The organism is Geodermatophilus amargosae, assembly GCF_900116515.1.
In the GTDB taxonomy this organism is placed as follows: Bacteria; Actinomycetota; Actinomycetes; order Mycobacteriales; family Geodermatophilaceae; genus Geodermatophilus; species Geodermatophilus amargosae.
Map to the genome: position 1 here is coordinate 37,572 of NZ_FPBA01000023.1, position 16,677 is coordinate 54,248.

A 16,677-nucleotide genomic window follows, 5' to 3' on the forward strand; every position below is an offset into this window, starting at 1 on the left:
GCACCCTCACAGCAGGTGGGCCGCGGCCCGGAACCGGCAGGACAGGTCGGTCGTCGGCGGCATCGTCCAGTCGGCGGACGGCGTCGTCCCGGCCACCGAGCGGTACACGTCGTCGATGGAGCGGGCCAGCACCGGCCACGAGTACAGCCGGCGCACCTCCTCCAGCGCGGCCGTCGCCAGGCGCTCCCGCAGGGAGGCGTCGGCGAGCAGCCGGTCGAGCGCCGCCCGCAGGCCGGCGACGTCACCCGGCGTGTGCAGCAGGCCGTTCACGCCGTCGCGCAGGCAGTCGACGACGCCGACGCTGTCGGTGCTCACCGTGGGCAGCCCGCTGGCCATCGCCTCGAGCAGCGTGTTGCTGAACCCCTCGCTGTAGGTGGGGCTGACGAAGACGTCGGCCGAGCGGTAGACCGCCGGCGCCTCGTCGGGCGGGACGTAGCCGAGGAACGTCGTCCGCCCGTCGGCCCGCGCGCGGGCCTCGTCGAGGTCGGGGCCGATGCCCGAGACCACCAGCCGCACGTCGTCGGGCAGCGCCTCCAGCAGGTCGAGCACGCCCTTGCGGCGGTCGACCCGGCCGTGGAACAGCAGCACCGGCGGGTCCTGCAGCGAGCCGATCGGCCGCTCGGCCGGGGTGAACCGGCAGGTGTCGGTGGCGCCCGGGACGATCGTGAACCGCGCGGGGTCCGAGCCGAGGTTGCCCACCACCTCGTCGCGGAAGCTGGCGCTGCCGATCAGCACCGCGCTCGAGGCGTCGACGACGCTCCGCATCGCGTGGGCGTGCGTCGGGCAGCAGGTGCCCACCCAGTGCCCGTCGCCGCCCTGGATGCTCACCACCGCAGGCAGCCCGGTCTCCCGTGCGGCGGCCAGCACCGCCAACCCCGGCGGGTAGCCGTACTGGGCGTGCAGCACGTCGAACGGGCGGTCGCGGTGCAGGTCGAGCACCGTGCGCACGATCTCCGCGATGTCGCCCTCCCAGTCGGCGGGGACGACGGTCTCGCCGCGGCTGGGCAGCGCGTGCACCTCGACGCCGGCGGGCACGCGGTCGGCCGGGGGCGGGCCGCCGCCGTACACGCGCGTGCCGGCCTCGTCGTCGCGGTACTGGCTGACCAGCACCACCTCGTGGCCCAGCGCCACCAGTTCGCGCAGCAGGTTCTCCGCGTAGACGCTCATCCCGCTCACCGCCGGCCAGTAGCGCCGGCTGACGAAGCAGATCCTCACGCCGCCGCCTCGGCCTTCCGGAGCGTCTCGATCGAGCGCGGCACCATCTCGTGCGCGCGGTGCCCGTCGCGGGAGAGCTCCAGCGTCACCAGCCGGTCGAAGGAGGCGTCCCGCAGCGCCCGCAGCACCGCGGGCAGGTCGACGTCGCCCTCGTCCAGCGGCAGGTGGTCGTGCACCCCGCGGCGCATCCCCTCGACGGCGACCGTGCCCAGGGATGGCGCGAAGCGGGTCACCGCCTCCTCCGGCGCGTACGCCCCGGCGACGACGCAGTGCCCGGTGTCGAGCGCCAGCGTGATGCCCGGCGCCTCGGCAGCCAGCCGCGCCCAGTCGTCGCAGTCCTCGACCAGCATCCCGGGTTCCGGCTCGACGGCGAGGGCGTAGGAGCGGCCGCCGTGGCTGCCGACCAGCGCGCGGACACCGTCCGTGAACCAGCCCCACGCCTCGTCGCGGTCCACCCCCGGCTTCGGCACGCCGGCCCAGAAGCTGACCGCCTCCGCGCCCAACACCTCCGCGAGGTCGCAGGCCAGCCGCAGGTAGGCCAGCCGCCGCTCCCGTCCCTCGGCGGAGGCGGTCACGAGCGTCGGCTCGTGCTTGGCCCGCGGGTCGAGCAGGAAGCGCGCGCCGGTCTCGACCACCACGCCCAGGCCGAGCTCGTCGCAGCGCCGCCGCACCGCCTCGGCCTGCCGGTGGGCGTCGTCGGCGAACGGGTCGAGGTGGACGACGTCGAGGGTGAGCGCCACCCCCGCGTAGCCGCAGTCGGCGAGGAAGGTCAGCGCGTCGGACAGCCGGTGCGAGGTCAGCCCGTTGGTGTTGTACGCGTACCGCAGGCTCACGAGTCTGCTGCCTCGGACGCGAGGACCTCCGCGACCACGTGCCGGCCCGGCTCCCGGTACAGCGCGTAGAGCGCGCCCACCCGCCGGTCGGCGCCCGCACGGTCGAACCAGGCCGGGCCGCCCAGGCGCTCCTCGGCCGCGGCGGTCAGGTGCACCCGCGCCCAGCCGCCCGGGTCGGCGCCCACGACCGCCAGGCCCTCGTCGTGCTCGACCAGCCGGCGCACGCCGCGCTCCCCGATCCGGCCGTAGCTCATCGTCTCCACCTCGAGGCCGGTCACGAGCACCTTGGCGGCCACCGCGTCGCCGACGGAGGGCTGCAGTTCGACCAGCACGTCGTGGCCGGCGGCCTGCACCGCGCCGGTGACCTGCGCGTGCAGGTCGTCCCCGGACCACGCCGGCAGGTCGGCCAGCGCCACGGTGGACCGGCGGGACAGCACGGTGTCCTGGAGCAGGTCGACCAGCGCGGTGGTGCCCATGCGCGTCCACTCGAGCATCGCCTGCAGCGCGCGGTCCTCCTCGACCAGCCGCTCCGGGGGGTGCCCGCCGCGCCAGTGCTCCAGGTAGCCCGGTGGCGTGGCCGGCAGGACGACGTCGAAGGGCCCGTGCATGAACGCCTTCCGCGCGCGGGCCGAGGCGAACTCGTGCAGCGCCTTGCGGACGGCGGTGTCGCGGTCGGGGTGCGCCGCCTCGCCGCACGCCGTGGCCATCACCGGCACCGGCTCCGAGCCGTCCCGCGAGCAGCCGACGGCGTAGACGTCGACGACGCCGAAGTCCGTGGTCGCGAGCTTCACCACGACGTCGATGCCGGCGCCGTCGAGGCGGTCGAGCAGCGCGAGCGCGTCGGGATCGGTGAGCCCGGCGAGGTCGACGACGACGCCGCGGTCCATCGCGCGGAACGCCGTGGCGTTGCCGTCGCGCTGCAGCACCTCGAGCAGCGCGTGGGTGACCGCGCGGTCGGCGTCGAACGCCGCGCCCTGGCCGTTGGTGATGACCGTGGTCAGCCAGCCGGCGGGCGGCGGGTCACCGGGCAGGTCGTCGGGTGCTGACGCGACGAGCTCGGCGGGCACGAGCACCCGCTCGCCGTCGCGCAGCCGGGTCATCGGCAGCCACTGCAGCGGCCGGTCGTCGTCGTACGGGCTGCCCGCCTCCAGGCACAGCTCGCGGGGGTCGGCGACGCGGTCGCGGCCGTGCCGGCGGGTCATCTCGGCGAACGAGCCCTGCTCCCGCGAGACGCCCTGGTGCGCGCGCAGCGACAGCGCCATCTCGGCCATCTCGCCCATCGCGCCGGTGCGGGCCTCCTCGCGGGTGGCGCCGTAGCCGAGGCCGCTGCCGCCCGGGTGCAGCTCCGAGGGCGGCAGGACGGCCGAGTGCAGCGGCACCTCGAGGACGTCGATGCCCTCGATGGCGAAGTCCTCGACCGGGACGGGGAACGAGTCGCGGTACCGCTGCGACGGCGTCGTCTCGACCGCGGTCACAGCTCGGCCAGCGCGACGGGAGCGGCGTCCGGCGGCCCGGACAGCAGCCGCTGCACCAGGTGGACGACGTGGTCGGTGGTGACGCCGGGGACCATCTCGAACGGCGTCGCGACGGTGCCGAAGTCGAGCTCCGCGACGACGGCGAGCATCTCGCGCAGCTCGCCGTGCGAGAGCGGGATCTGCGCGTGGAACGCCTTGTGCGCGCTCAGCGCCACCGGCTCGCCGGCGGGGGAGAGGTCGACCTTGAGCGAGTCGCCGCAGAAGAGGATCCCGCGGCGGGAGTCGTGCAGCACCGAGTGCCCGGCGAAGTGCCCGCCGGTGCGGTGCAGGGTCAGTGCGGGGGCGAGCTCCAGGACGTCGTCGGCCGGCCAGGTGACGCGGAAGGCCTTCGTCCAGGTCAGGTCGTGCACGTTGACGCAGACGACCCGCGGCTCGAGCTCCTGCTGCAGCTGCCACAGCGCGCCGTAGCCGTGCACGTGGCTCGACGCCAGCACCGGGAAGCCGCCCTTCGCCTCCGCCATGCGTCGCAGCTCGGCGAGCATGTCGGCGGTGTACCAGGGCGCGCACTCGAAGCCGACCAGGCCGACGTCGCTCTCGATCACCCAGCCGCGGCTGTCGAGGCCGAAGCGCGGCTCGGTGCCGAACTCGGTGACGCCGTCGACCGGGGCGGGCCGCCAGAAGCCGGTGACCAGCTCGTCGGCCTGCTTGTCGGTGACGAACTCGAAGCCGTGCTCGGGCAGCGCGTTGCGGACGTCGGCGCAGACCGGGCAGACCAGCGGCCCGGGCGCCGGCCAGCGCTGCCAGTGCCCGCAGTTGGTGCAGGCGTAGGCGGGCAGGTCGGGCAGCAGGCCGCGGTAGGGGTTGGTGTCGACCTGGCTGGTGCCGTGCCGCGCCCCGTCGTCGGCGGCGGGGTCGGTGGTCCGGTCGATCGAGCCGGGGACGTCGGGCGGGCTCACGGGGTTCCTCCGGAGAGAGCGGTGAGGAGCAGGCGGTGCAGGGCGAGGTCGCGGGCGGCGTCGTACGGCCATGCCGTCCCCACCCGCCCGCGGCCGGCGACCGCGTCGGTGAAGGCGGCGAACTGCGCCTCGAACGGTGGGGTGTCGGCGAACGGCACGTCCACCGGGTCGGGGCGGTACAGCGTCAGCGAGCCTCCCGCCGTCTGGCCCATCGTGTCGACGGCCACCGCCATGCCACGGGTGCCGACCACCTCGAGGCGGCGGCGGGGCAGCGCGTCGGGGGTGTTGAACGCGACGTGCAGGCTCACCAGCACCCCGCCGTCGGTGCTGCCCGTGAGCAGCGCGCCGTCGTCGACGCCGTAGTCGTGCACCCGGGTCTGCAGCAGCGCCGACAGCAAGGTGACGTCCTCGCCGAGCAGCGTGCCGGTGAGGTCCAGGCCGTGCGGGGCCAGGTCGATGGCCGCGCCGCCGCCGGCGCGGGCCGGGTCGACCCGCCAGTTGTCGTGCGGGCGGCCGTCGGGCGTCCAGTCGCCGGGCAGCCAGCAGCAGTAGACGATCCGGACGGCGGTCACCGTGCCGAGCCCGGGCACCAGCTCGCGCAGCCGCACGTGGGCGGGGTGCCAGCGCTGGTCGTAGGCGGTGCCGAGCAGCACGCCGGCCCGCGAGCAGGCGTCGACCAGGGCCTGCGCGTCCTCGGCGTCGGCGGCCAGCGGCTTCTCGCACAGCACCGCCTTGCCGGCTGCGGCGGCCGCCTCGACCAGCGGCCGGTGCCCGGCGTTGGGCACCGCGACGTAGACCGCGTCCAGGCCCGGGGTGCCGAGGAACTCCGCCAGGTCCGTGGTGCGGGCGGCACCCTCGACCGGCATCCGCTCCATCGCCGCCGGGTCCAGGTCGTGCAGCGCCACCACCCGGGCGCCGTCGACGGCGAGCAGCGCGGGCAGCGCGTGGTCGCGGGCCACCCAGCCGCACCCGGCGATGCCCCAGCCGACACTCACCAGGCCTCCGGGAGGTCGACGAGCAGCCGGCGGCGCGCGGCGTCGGCCGGCAGCGGGTCGGGCCAGCGCTCCGGCAGGTACGACGACCGCGGCCCGTACTCGGCGGCGTAGCGCCCGTTCGGCCAGGTGAGCGCGCCGTCGCGGTAGAGCGGGTTGGGCGAGAGCGGCGGCAGCGGCTCGCCGAGGTCGGCCGGCGCGGGCGCGAGCGGGTCGCCGGCCACCAGGGCGATCGCCTCGCTGGCGTGCAGGTCCGCGGGGGCGGCCGGCCGCGGCGGCCGGCCCTCCAGCAGCGAGCGGGTCAGCTCCTCGTCGTCGTAGAGCAGGCCGGTGCCGAGCACCTCGGCGTAGCCCTCCGGCGTCAGCGGCTCGCCGTGCGGGTCGGCCACGTGCGCGTGCCCGACGACGACGGTGCCGCCGTCCCCGGCCAGCGCGCGCATCGCGGCCGCGGCGGCCGGCTTGTCGCGCAGGAAGTAGAAGGCGTCGTGGCACATGACGTAGGCCGGCCGGCCGACGGCGAGGTCGGGGGCGGCGGCGAGGTCGGCGCACACGTAGCGCGCCTCCGGGCAGACGAACCGCCGCGCCAGCCACAGCTTGGCCCACACGACGTCGACGCCGAGCAGGTCGCGCACCCCGCGCCGGGACAGCTCGCGCAGGTGCGCGCCGGTGCCGCAGGCGACGTCGACGACCGGCCTGCTGCCCGGCCAGTGCTGCTGCAGCAGCGCGAGGCCGGCCAGGTGCGTGGGGTCCGACCAGCGGTGCGCGAAGTAGTCGGCCACGCGACCCATGCCGAGCAGCTCCATCGCCTCGCGCAGCGTGCGCGCGGCGGGCACGCGGGCCAGCTGCTCGGGCGGGGGCGGCGCCTCGGTCCACCAGTCGTCGGCGTCGGCCAGCAGCAGCACGCGGGCGCGGTCGGTCTCGCCGGCGGCCAGCAGCTCCCCGACCCGGGCGCGCAGGTCGTCGCGGCCGGCCCGCGCGAACGGGATCCCGTCGACGACGGGCGCGTCCAGGAGCAGGCCGGTCACGGTCTCACCGGTTCGCTCCCGCGCGGCGGAGCCGCCAGATCACGGAGCCGCTCACAATCCCGCCGCGGCCAGGACGTCCAGGTGGTAGGCCTGCACGGGCCCGGCGTGCACGAGCTCGAGGTCGTCGAGCGCCTGCGCCGAGGTGAACGCCGCGGCCCGCGCGTGGTGGTGCACCTGCAGCACGCGGTCGAGGACGTCGGCGGCGTGGAACGCCCGCGCCTCCGGGACCTCGGCACCCGGCCGCAGCGCCAGCACCTCGCGCACCCGGGCGGCCAGCGGACCCGGCAGCGCGGCGAGCTCGCGCTCTTCCAGCGTGGCCATCACCCGCTCCAGGGCGTCCCCGAGCAGCACCTCACCGGCGAACCCGGCATCGGGCAGCACGACGTTGTGCAGGTGGTGGGCCACGCCCAGCAGGAACGGCGCCACCGGGTCGGCGCTGACCACCGGCGCCACCAGGACGCCGTAGACGGCGACGGTGAGGCAGTGGTCGCCGTGGCTCTCCGGCGGCTCGACCACGATCCGCGGCTTGCCCGGGGCGGTCGCGCCGGCGCGCGGCTGGGCGTTGAGCGACCCGGCCAGCGCCGGCGCGGCGGCGGGGGAGGACAGCGGGCCCAGTGCCGCCCGCAGCCGCTCGCGCAGCCCCGCGTCGAGCGGGCCGGCCACCTCGTCGAAGCCGCGGCGCAGCACGTCGAGCGCCTCGCCGTCGGAGAGCCCGGCCGTGGTGAGCACGCCGGTGTCGATCCCGGCCAGCCGGGCGCGGGCCACCGCGGCGGCCGTCTCGGAGTACGCCACGGCGGCGACGTCCTCACCGGCGACCAGCCGCGTCCAGGTGCGGGCGAAGGACTGCTCGGCCAGCGACCCCGGCGCACCGGCCACGCGGACCCGCTTGGCGTCGCCGATCTCGGCGAGCAGCGGGCGCAGCTGGGCGAAGGGGTGCAGCGTCCCGACGGGGGAGGGGGCGAGCCCGGTCACCGGGAGGTGGCGCCGGCGGCCAGCCAGTCGAGCAGCGTCGTCTCCTGCTGGTGGAACGCGTGCTCGGGAACGCTGCCGTCAGCGGTCATCGGCGCCTTGAAGAACCAGCCCAGCTGCCGCTGGACGCCGCCCTCGCCGCGCTGCTGCGCGAGGTCGGTGAGGCGGGCCAGCTCGACGGCGAGCGGTGCGGCGAGGATCGAGTCGCGGCACTGGAAGTCGACCTTGATCTGCATGCGCTGGCCGAGGAAGCCGACCAGGTCGATGGCGTCCCAGGCCTCCTTCTGGTCACCGCGCGGGCGGTAGTAGTCGATCCGGACGACGTGGTCCTCGACCGGGTAGCCGAGGATCGAGTCCAGGACGCTGCCCTTGGTCTGCAGCTTGCTGTTGAGCGAGTCGGGGTCATCGAGGGCCAGGCCGTCGCGGTTGCCCAGGATGTTGGTCGAGTACCAGCCCTCGACGGTGAGCGCGCGGGCGCGGAAGGCCGGCGCCAGCACCGTCTTCATCATCGTCTGGCCGGTCTTGCCGTCCTTGCCGGCGACCGGGACCCCGCGCTGCTCGGCGAAGGCCACCAGCGCCGGTACGTCGGCGGCCAGCGACGGCGTGAAGTTCACGTAGCCGACGCCCTCGGCGATCGCCGCGTAGGCGTAGACCATCGCCGGCGTGATCGCCCGGTCGTCGGCGTCGAGGGCCGCCTCGAAGGCCTCGATCGTCTGCAGGGCCGGCGCCGCCGGGTCGGGCCAGCGCTCGGTGGAGGCGAGGTTCACCAGCACCAGGCCGTCGAGGGACTCCTCCTCGCGGAAGCGCCGCAGGTCGGCGCGGACGGCGTCGACCTGCGCCCGGCGGGTCTCGGCGAGCACCACGTTGCCGCCGGTCACGTTCCGGCAGAAGTCGGCGTCGCCGGCCGCCGGCCAGGGCATCAGCGCCGACAGCGCCGGGCCGGCCTGCTCGAGCTGGCGGGAGTCGAGGACGGCGTGCTGCTCGGCGGCCTTGCGCAGGTCGGAGCCGTCGAGGTCCCAGCCGCGGACGACGAGGGAGTCGTAGCCGACCAGGCCCGTCGTCTCCTCGGCCGGCCCCCCGGCCACCTGCAGGCCGGCGAGCGGCAGACCGTCGGTGCCGGCCGCTCCGATCCGGACGAGCTCCAGGCCCGCGACCGCGGTCGTCGCGACCGCACCCCCGAGTCCGACCACAGCGACACCGACGCGACGGGACTCCTGGACCACAACGACCTCCGCGAACCTGGGGGGCTCGCTCCCCCCACCGCGTCCGAGCCTGGCACAGCGGTTGTGCACCCGCTGGGTGAGACCAAGATTCTGACGACCAACCCGGTCGCGCACCGCGCGTCTCTGGACGGGGCGGCCAGGATGGAGGTCCGACCCGACCCGGAGGTGCTGCCGTGACCGTGCCGTACGCCGACCAGCCGGCCCCGATGGTCGTGCCCCGCTTCGCCGTCAGTCAGCGGATCACCCTGATGGTGAACCGCTACGAGGTCTGGGAGGTGGCGCCCGACGGGAGCCAGCGCGCGATGCTGGCGCTGGCTCAGCAGAAGCGCCTGAAGCTCAAGGAGGAGGTGGTCTTCACCGCCGACGAGGGCCGCACCCGGCCGGTGTTCTCCTTCCGGGCCCGCCAGCGGCTCGACGTGCACGCCGAGCACGACGTGTACGACGAGCAGGGCCGGGTCCTCGGCTCCTTCAGCAAGCGCTTCGGCGCGAGCCTGCTGCGCTCCACCTGGGACCTCTCGGTGCCGGGGCTGACCGCCGTGGGCCGCGAGCGCCGCCCGTTCATCGCCGTCCTGCGCCGGATCTGGCAGTTCATCCCCTGGATCGGCGACGTGTGGGTGCCCTTCGTCTTCCACTTCGACTTCACCGACACCGCGACGGGACAGCCGGTGCTCGTCGTCGAGCGGCGCAAGTCGGTCCGCGACCGCTACGACGTCTCCGTCCCCGATGCCCGGCTGGACTTCCGCGTCGCCGCGTCGATGGCCGTCGCGCTCGACGCCCTCCAGTCGCGGTGACCGGGTTCTCCGACGACTTCGCAGGCACCGACCTCGACCGCGACGTCTGGGTCCCGCACTACCTGCCGCACTGGAGCTCCCGCGCGGCGACGGCGGCCTGCTACGAGGTCCGCGACTCCTGCCTGCGGCTGTACCTGCCCAACGAGATGCCGCTGTGGTGCCCCGACGACCACCCGCCGCTGCGGGTCTCGGGCATCCAGTCCGGCGTCTTCTCCGGACCGGTCGGCAGCACGGTCGGTCAGCAGCCGGTGCGCCCCGGCGCCGTCGTCCGCGAGGAGCAGCCCCTGCACCGGGGATGGACACCGCGGTACGGGCGGCTGGAGATGCGCGCCCGCGCGACCGTGACGCCGCGGTCGATGGTCGCCTGGTGGCTGGTCGGTCTCGAGGACTCCCCGGAGCGCTGCGGCGAGCTGTGCGTCATGGAGGTCTTCGGCGACGCCGTGGACCCGGCGGACGGCGCCGCCGTGGGCATGGGCGTGCACCCGTTCCGCGACCCGCGGCTGGTCGACGACTTCGCCGCGCCCCGCCCCGGCATCGACGTCTCCCGGTGGCACACCTATGCCGTCGACTGGCGGCCGGACGGCGCCGCGTTCTCCGTGGACGGCGAGGTGGTGCGCGAGGTGGCGGTGACCCCCGACTACCCGATGCAGTCGATGGTCGCCGTCTTCGACTTCCCGGAGAAGGCAGTGCCGGGGGAGCCCTACGTCGTCCCGGAGCTCGTCGTCGACCGGTTCCGCGGCGAATCCGGGTGACCGGGGAGGTCCGCCGCCGCTAGAGGGGCTGCGCACCTCATCGAGGTCACCGTCAGCGCGCCGCAGCCGTACACGCCGTCGGAGAGCGCCTACATCGACGGGCCCACGCCCGCGGCCTTCGACGTCACCGTCGTCAACGGCACCGGCGAGGACTACGACCCGATCGAGCTGTTCCTCGCACTGCAGAGCGGCACGACCGAGGAGGCGCAGGTGTTCGACACCGCCGACGGCCTCGACGGCACGCCGTACCAGACCCTGCTGGCCGGCCGCTCGGTCGCCTTCACGGTCGGCTTCGGTGCCACCGACCCGGCCGACCTGGTCGTGGAGGTCACGCCCGGCTTCGACTACGAGCCGGTCGTCTACACCAGCTGAGCTCAGGCCGGCAGTGGGAACACCAGCAGCGAGCTCGACGCCGTCGCCACGACCCGGCCGGCCCCGTCGAGCACCTGCCCCTCGGCGAAGGCCACCCGGCGGCCGGGCTTGACCACCGTGCCGACGGCGGTCAGCCGCCCGCTGTCCCGGGTGACCGGCCGCAGGTAGGTCACCTTGAGCTCGATCGACGTGTAGCCGACCCCCTGCGGCAGCGTGGAGTGCACCGCGCAGCCGGCGACGGTGTCGAGCAGTGTGCACACCAGCCCGCCGTGGACCACGCCGATCGGGTTGTAGACCGACTCGTCGACGGTGCACCCGAACTCGACCCGGCCCTCCTCCACGGCGACGACGTCCATCTGCACCAGCGCCGCGATCGGGGCCGGTGGCAGCACGCCGTCGCGGATGGCCTCCAGCGTCTCGAGCCCCGAGCGTTCCCGGCCGCCGGCCGCGGTGACCATCGGGTCGTACCAGGTGACGGTGCGCGAGCGTGGCTCGCCCCAGGTGTCCTGGGTGTCGGTCACGGCGTCGGTCAGGGGGTCGGTCACGGGGTCGGTCACGGGGTCGGTCACGGGGTCGGTCACGGGGTCGGTCACGGGGTCGGTCTCAGTGCTCATGCCGCTCCTCCGCGGGCAGCCCGGACAGCGCCCGACCGGCGGGGGTGAGCACCCGCTCGACCCGCGAGGAGTTGACCGGCTCCCCGCAGGTCCGGCACACCCACTCGGCGTCGACGGTGTGCTCCTCGGAGTCCCCCGGCGCGTGCGTGAGCCGCACCGGCGGTTCCTCGGCGGCCCAGCGGTCACCCCACTGCAGCAGCGCCTGCAGCACCGGCAGCAGGTCCCGGCCCGACGGGGTGAGGTGGTAGCCCGAGCGGGGCGGGGAGTCGCTGTACTGCCGGCGCTCCAGGACCCCGGCGGTGACCAGCGCGTTGAGCCGCGCGGTCAGCCGGTCGCGGGGCGCTCCGGTGCCGCGGGCGATGTCGCTGAAGCGGTGGTTGCCCAGCGAGACCTCCCGGACCACCAGCAGCGACCAGCGCTCGCCCACCAGTTCCAGGGCGGCGGCGATGGTGCACGGGCGGCCGGGCAGGCCGGCGAGGTCGTAGAGCGCGGTCACACAGTGAGTTTGCACGTCCAACCGACACCGCGCTACCGTCGTCCTCGGTTCGACATCCCAACCGAGGAGGCAGGGTCATGCGTGACGCCGTCGTCGTGGAGGCCGTCCGGACGCCGGTCGGCAAGGGCAAGCCGGGCGGCTCGCTGTCCGGGGTGCACCCGGTCGACCTGCTCGCGGCCACGCTGGAGGCGCTCGTCGAGCGGGCGGGGATCGACCCGGCCCTCGTCGACGACGTCGTCGCCGGCTGTGTGAGCCAGAGCAGTGAGCAGGCGGCCAACGTCGCCCGCACCGCGGCGCTCGCGGCCGGGTTCCCGGAGTCGGTGCCCGGGACGACCGTCGACCGGCAGTGCGGCAGCAGCCAGCAGGCGCTGTCGTTCGCCGCGCAGGCCGTCGTCTCCGGCGCCCAGGACCTGGTGGTCGCCGCCGGCGTGGAGTCGATGAGCCGGGTTCCCATGGGCTCGAGCGTGCGCGGCGCGGACCCGGGAGGGGAGCGGTTCGCCGCCCGTTACCCCGACGGCATGGTCGGCCAGGGCGTCAGCGCCGAGCTCATCGCCGCCCGCTGGGACCTCTCCCGCGTCCGGCTCGACGAGTACGCCGCCCTCAGCCACCAGCGGGCCGCCAGCGCCTGGGCCGACGGGCGCTTCGACCGGCAGGTGGTCCCGGTCAAGGCGCGGCAGGCCGACGGCTCGGTGGCGCTCGTGACCACCGACGAGTCGGTGCGCCCCGGCACCGACGTCGACGTGCTGTCCCGGCTGCGCCCCGCCTTCGCCGATGACGCGATCGCCACCCGGTTCCCGGAGATCGACTGGCGGGTGACCCCGGGCAACAGCAGCCCGCTCAACGACGGCGCCGCTGCCCTGCTGGTCACCACCAGCGACAAGGCCCGCGAGCTCGGGCTCACCCCGCGGGCGCGCATCCACACGACGACGGTGATCGGCGACGACCCGTTGCTGAAGCTCACCGCCGTCATCCCGGCGACCGCCCGCGTGCTGCAGCGGGCCGGCCTGACCCTCGACGAGGTCGACCTGTTCGAGGTCAACGAGGCGTTCGCCTCCGTGGTCCTCGCCTGGCAGGCCGAGACCGGGGTGTCCACGGACCGGCTCAACGTGCACGGCGGCGGGATCTCCATCGGCCACCCGCTGGGCGCCAGCGGCGCCCGCATCGCCACCACGCTGGTCGACGCGATGCACGACCGCGGTGCCCGCTACGCGCTGCAGACGATGTGCGAGGCCGGTGGCCTGGCCAACGCGACCGTGTTCGAGCGCCTGGACTGACGAGGTATAGGAAGCTCTCCGCACGTATCGGCGGGCGATACGTGCGGAGAGCTTCCTATACCTCCCGCGGGAACGACGACGGGCGGGGACCCCCGGAGGGGCCCCCGCCCGGTGAGGACCCCGGCCCACTCACCCCTCGCACGCTCGGGGCGAGCCTCTGGCCGGGGCCGATCAGCTCTTCGGCCGGGCACCGGCGCGCAGGGCGCCGAGGAGGTCGTGGTTGAGCCGCGAGATGTTCTCCATCGAGATGCCCTTCGGGCAGCTGACGGAGCACTCACCGATGTTGGTGCAGCCGCCGAAGCCCTCGAGGTCCTGCTGGTGGATCATGTTGATCACGCGGTCGTTGCGCTCGGGCTGGCCCTGCGGCAGGAGCCCCAGGTGCACGACCTTCGAGGACGTGAACAGCATCGACGACGCGTTCGGGCAGGCCGCCACGCAGGCGCCGCAGCCGATGCAGGTGGCGGCGTCGAACGCGGCGTCGGAGTCCTTCTTGGCCACCAGGATCGAGTGCGCCTCGGGGGCGGTGCCGGTCGGGGCGCTGATGTAGCCGCCCGACTGGATGATCCGGTCGAGGGCCGACCGGTCGACGGCGAGGTCCTTGATCAGCGGGAACGCGGTCGCCCGCCACGGCTCGACGTCGATCGTGTCGCCGTCCTTGAACGACCGCATGTGCAGCTGGCAGGTCGCCGTCTGCGGGTGGCCGTCGAAGAGCCCGTTGCCGTGCGCGCGGCCGTTGATCATGACGCCGCACGACCCGCAGATGCCCTCACGGCAGTCGTGGTCGAAGGAGACCGGGTCCTCGCCGTTCATGATGAGTTGTTCGTTGAGCACGTCGAGCATCTCGAGGAACGACATGTCCGGGGAGACGTCGGCGACCTGGTAGGTCACCATCTGCCCCTTCTCTGCCGCGCTCCGCTGACGCCAGACACGCAGCTTGAGGTTCATCTACTTGTAGCTCCGCTGTGCGAGGTGGACGTACTCGAACTCGAGGTCTTCCTTGTGCAGGACGGGCGGGGCGCCCTCCGGCGTCCACTCCCAGGCCGCGACGTAGGCGTAGTTCTCGTCGTCACGCAGGGCCTCCCCGTCCGGGGTCTGGCTCTCCGCCCGGAAGTGCCCACCGCAGCTCTCGTTGCGGTGCAGGGCGTCGACGCACATGAGCTCGGCGAGCTCGATGAAGTCGGCGACGCGGCCGGCGTGCTCGAGGCTCTGGTTGAACCGCCCGGCCTCGCCGGGCACGCGCACGTTCGTCCAGAACTCCTGGCGGATCTCGGGGATCCGGTCGAGCGCCTTGCGCAGGCTCTCCTCCGACCGCTCCATGCCGCAGAGGTCAAACATCAGCCGGCCGAGCTCGCGGTGGAACGACGCGGTGGTCCGGTTGCCGTTGATCGACAGCAGCCGCTCGGTCTGCGCACGGACGCCCTCGAGCGCCTCGATCGCGGCCGGGTTGCTGTCGTCGACCTTCTCGAACGGACCGGAGGCCAGGTAGTCGTTGATCGTGTTCGGCAGCACGAAGTAACCGTCGGCCAGACCCTGCATGAGGGCGCTGGCGCCGAGCCGGTTGGCGCCGTGGTCGGAGAAGTTGGCCTCGCCGATCACGAACAGGCCCGGGATGGTCGACTGCAGGTCGTAGTCGACCCACAGCCCGCCCATCGTGTAGTGGACCGCCGGGTAGATCCGCATGGGGACCTGGTAGGGGTCCTCGCCCGTGATCTGGGCGTACATGTCGAAGAGGTTGCCGTACTTGGCCTCGATGGCCGGCCGGCCCAGCCGCTCGATCGCCTCGGCGAAGTCGAGGTACACGCCCAGGCCGTTGGGGCCGACGCCGCGACCCTCGTCGCAGACGTTCTTGGCCTGCCGCGAGGCGATGTCGCGGGGGACCAGGTTGCCGAACGAGGGGTAGATCCGCTCGAGGTAGTAGTCGCGCTCGCCCTCGGGGATCTGCCGCGGGTCGCGGTCGTCGCCGCGCTCCTTGGGCACCCAGACCCGGCCGTCGTTGCGGAGCGACTCGCTCATCAGCGTGAGCTTCGACTGGTACTCGCCGTGCACCGGGATGCAGGTCGGGTGGATCTGCGTGTAGCAGGGGTTGGCGAACAACGCGCCCCGCTTGTGCGCCCGCCAGATCGCCGTGGCGTTGGAGCCCTTGGCGTTCGTGGACAGGTAGAACACGTTGCTGTAGCCGCCGGTGGCGAGCACGACGGCGTCGGCGAAGTGCGTGCTGATCTCGCCGGTGATGAGGTTCCGCGCGACGATGCCGCGGGCCTTCCCGTCGACGACGATCAGGTCGAGCATCTCGGTGCGCGCGTGCTGCTCGACGCTGCCGACCGACATCTGCCGCTCGAGGGCCTGGTAGGCGCCGTAGAGCAGCTGCTGGCCCGTCTGGCCGCGGGCGTAGAACGTCCGCGACACCTGGGTGCCGCCGAAGGAGCGGTTGTCGAGCAGGCCGCCGTACTCGCGGGCGAAGGGCACGCCCTGGGCGACGCACTGGTCGATGATCGCGGCGCTGACCTCGGCCAGCCGGTGCACGTTGCTCTCGCGGGCGCGGAAGTCACCGCCCTTGACCGTGTCGTAGAACAGCCGGTGCACCGAGTCGCCGTCGTTGCGGTAGTTCTTGGCGGCGTTGATGCCACCCTGCGCGGCGACGCTGTGCGCGCGGCGCGGGCTGTCCTGGTACCAGAACGACTTGACCTTGTAGCCGGCCTCGCCGAGCGTGGCGGCCGCCGCGCCGCCGGCCAGGCCGGTGCCGACCACGATGACCGTCAGCTTGCGGCGGTTGGCGGGGTTGACCAGCTTGGCCCGGAAACGGCGCTCGCTCCAGCGCTCGCCGATCGGGACGTCTGTCGGGGCCTTGGTGTCGGCGATGGGCTCGCCGACGGTGAACAGTTCGAGGGCCATGACGAGTGCTCCTACTCGATGATGCCGACGAGGACGCTCAGCGGCGGGATCAGGAAGCCCGCCGTGAGCACCACGGCGAACACCGTGGCGAAGGCGTTGACCGTGCGCTCACGGGTCCGGTTGCTCTGACCCAGGGTCTGGGTCGCGCTCCAGATGCCGTGCCGCAGGTGGAACCCGAGGGCGAGCAGGGCGATGACGTAGACGGCCGTGACGATCGGGTTCAAGAAGCCGGCGATGGCCCGGTCGTAGGGGGTCGAGCCCGGCCCCTCGGGGTTCGCCACACCGAGCGTGAGGTCGAGGATGTGGTAGACGATGAACAGCGCCAGGATCACGCCGCCCCAGCGCATGGTGCGCGAGGCGTAGCTCTGGGCCACGGCCTTGCGGGCCACGTACTGGGTGGGACGGGCGCGCTTGGCCTGCTTCCACAGCGAGACCGCGGCCCACGCGTGCGCCACCACGGCCACGAGCAGGACGATGCGGATGACCCACAGCACCGTCTGGCCCGGGACGGCCGGCTCGCCGATCCGGCGGATCCACTCCGAGTAGCCGTTGAACGTCTCCGCGCCGGCGAAGAGCTTCAGGTTCCCCACCATGTGCGCGATCAAGTACAGGACCAGGATGATCCCGCTGACCGCCATCACGGCCTTCTTCGCGACCGAGCTGGTCTTCGCGACCTTCGGGGTCCTGCGCTGGCCCGAGTTCGTCACCGTCACCACGCCACCAAAGTTAGGCTCCATAACCCCGTGTCGGCCATGTGAACACGCAGTGACTCACCTCATGTAAGGGAACCCTCAGCGC

The 16,677-nt window shown here is 73.8% G+C and carries 17 protein-coding genes; 4 read left to right on the forward strand and 13 right to left on the reverse strand.

Annotated features, from left to right (window positions below; translation table 11 throughout):
- Positions 1–6: 6 nt before the first annotated feature.
- From BM414_RS22595 to BM414_RS22630, 8 genes are read right to left on the reverse strand one after another with little or no spacing between them, the layout of a single operon-like run.
- Positions 7–1,215, reverse strand: a complete 1,209-nt coding sequence (locus BM414_RS22595) for a glycosyltransferase family 4 protein (protein ID WP_093583208.1) — start codon at positions 1,213–1,215, stop codon at positions 7–9.
- The gene (locus BM414_RS22600; protein WP_175551742.1) at positions 1,212–2,048 is read right to left on the reverse strand and encodes a sugar phosphate isomerase/epimerase family protein; all 837 of its coding nucleotides are present in this window, start codon (positions 2,046–2,048) and stop codon (positions 1,212–1,214) included. The genes BM414_RS22595 and BM414_RS22600 overlap by 4 nt, the downstream gene beginning before the upstream one ends.
- Complete coding sequence (locus BM414_RS22605; RefSeq protein ID WP_093583210.1) at positions 2,045–3,523, reverse strand: YcaO-like family protein; 1,479 nt, start codon at positions 3,521–3,523, stop codon at positions 2,045–2,047. The genes BM414_RS22600 and BM414_RS22605 overlap by 4 nt, the downstream gene beginning before the upstream one ends.
- Positions 3,520–4,479, reverse strand: coding sequence for an MBL fold metallo-hydrolase (locus BM414_RS22610; protein WP_245784915.1), 960 nt, complete (start codon positions 4,477–4,479; stop codon positions 3,520–3,522). The genes BM414_RS22605 and BM414_RS22610 overlap by 4 nt, the downstream gene beginning before the upstream one ends.
- Entirely contained in the window at positions 4,476–5,474 is a 999-nt protein-coding gene (locus BM414_RS22615; protein WP_245784916.1) for a Gfo/Idh/MocA family protein, read from the reverse strand. The genes BM414_RS22610 and BM414_RS22615 overlap by 4 nt, the downstream gene beginning before the upstream one ends.
- Entirely contained in the window at positions 5,471–6,496 is a 1,026-nt protein-coding gene (locus tag BM414_RS22620) for a class I SAM-dependent methyltransferase (protein ID WP_093583212.1), read from the reverse strand. Before BM414_RS22620 ends, BM414_RS22615 begins: the two co-directional genes overlap by 4 nt.
- Before the next feature lie 51 nt (positions 6,497–6,547).
- Positions 6,548–7,468: a hypothetical protein gene (locus BM414_RS22625; protein ID WP_245784917.1), complete on the reverse strand. Its 921-nt coding sequence runs from the start codon at positions 7,466–7,468 to the stop codon at positions 6,548–6,550.
- Entirely contained in the window at positions 7,465–8,655 is a 1,191-nt protein-coding gene (locus BM414_RS22630; RefSeq protein ID WP_245784918.1) for an inositol-3-phosphate synthase, read from the reverse strand. Before BM414_RS22630 ends, BM414_RS22625 begins: the two co-directional genes overlap by 4 nt.
- A gap of 206 nt (positions 8,656–8,861) precedes the next feature.
- Here BM414_RS22630 and BM414_RS22635 point away from each other — a divergent pair, with 206 nt between their 5' ends.
- From BM414_RS22635 to BM414_RS29635, 3 genes are all read left to right on the forward strand, one after another.
- Positions 8,862–9,479, forward strand: coding sequence for an LURP-one-related family protein (locus BM414_RS22635; RefSeq protein ID WP_245784919.1), 618 nt, complete (start codon positions 8,862–8,864; stop codon positions 9,477–9,479).
- A complete protein-coding gene (locus BM414_RS22640; RefSeq protein ID WP_093583215.1) occupies positions 9,476–10,231 on the forward strand; it encodes a glycoside hydrolase family 16 protein in 756 nt (251 codons plus the stop codon). The genes BM414_RS22635 and BM414_RS22640 overlap by 4 nt, the downstream gene beginning before the upstream one ends.
- 210 nt (positions 10,232–10,441) lie before the next feature.
- Positions 10,442–10,603, forward strand: a complete 162-nt coding sequence (locus BM414_RS29635) for a hypothetical protein (protein ID WP_175551743.1) — start codon at positions 10,442–10,444, stop codon at positions 10,601–10,603.
- 2 nt (positions 10,604–10,605) lie between these two features.
- Here the strand turns inward: BM414_RS29635 and BM414_RS22645 are convergent, their stop codons facing one another.
- Positions 10,606–11,217, reverse strand: coding sequence for a PaaI family thioesterase (locus BM414_RS22645; protein ID WP_093583217.1), 612 nt, complete (start codon positions 11,215–11,217; stop codon positions 10,606–10,608).
- On the reverse strand, positions 11,207–11,713 hold the full coding sequence (locus BM414_RS22650) for a winged helix-turn-helix transcriptional regulator (RefSeq protein WP_093583219.1): 507 nt from the start codon (positions 11,711–11,713) through the stop codon (positions 11,207–11,209). The genes BM414_RS22645 and BM414_RS22650 overlap by 11 nt, the downstream gene beginning before the upstream one ends.
- A 77-nt stretch (positions 11,714–11,790) precedes the next feature.
- Between BM414_RS22650 and BM414_RS22655 the strand changes: the two genes are divergently transcribed.
- A complete protein-coding gene (locus BM414_RS22655) occupies positions 11,791–12,987 on the forward strand; it encodes a thiolase family protein (RefSeq protein ID WP_093583221.1) in 1,197 nt (398 codons plus the stop codon).
- Positions 12,988–13,158: 171 nt separating this feature from the next.
- Here BM414_RS22655 and BM414_RS22660 read toward each other — a convergent pair whose 3' ends face one another.
- From BM414_RS22660 to BM414_RS22670, 3 genes are read right to left on the reverse strand one after another with little or no spacing between them, the layout of a single operon-like run.
- The gene (locus tag BM414_RS22660; protein WP_093583223.1) at positions 13,159–13,932 is read right to left on the reverse strand and encodes a succinate dehydrogenase/fumarate reductase iron-sulfur subunit; all 774 of its coding nucleotides are present in this window, start codon (positions 13,930–13,932) and stop codon (positions 13,159–13,161) included.
- Positions 13,933–15,879: a fumarate reductase/succinate dehydrogenase flavoprotein subunit gene (locus BM414_RS22665; RefSeq protein ID WP_093583225.1), complete on the reverse strand. Its 1,947-nt coding sequence runs from the start codon at positions 15,877–15,879 to the stop codon at positions 13,933–13,935. It abuts the gene before it with no gap.
- 11 nt (positions 15,880–15,890) lie between these two features.
- Positions 15,891–16,595, reverse strand: a complete 705-nt coding sequence (locus BM414_RS22670; RefSeq protein WP_245784920.1) for a succinate dehydrogenase cytochrome b subunit — start codon at positions 16,593–16,595, stop codon at positions 15,891–15,893.
- Positions 16,596–16,677 lie beyond the last annotated feature (82 nt).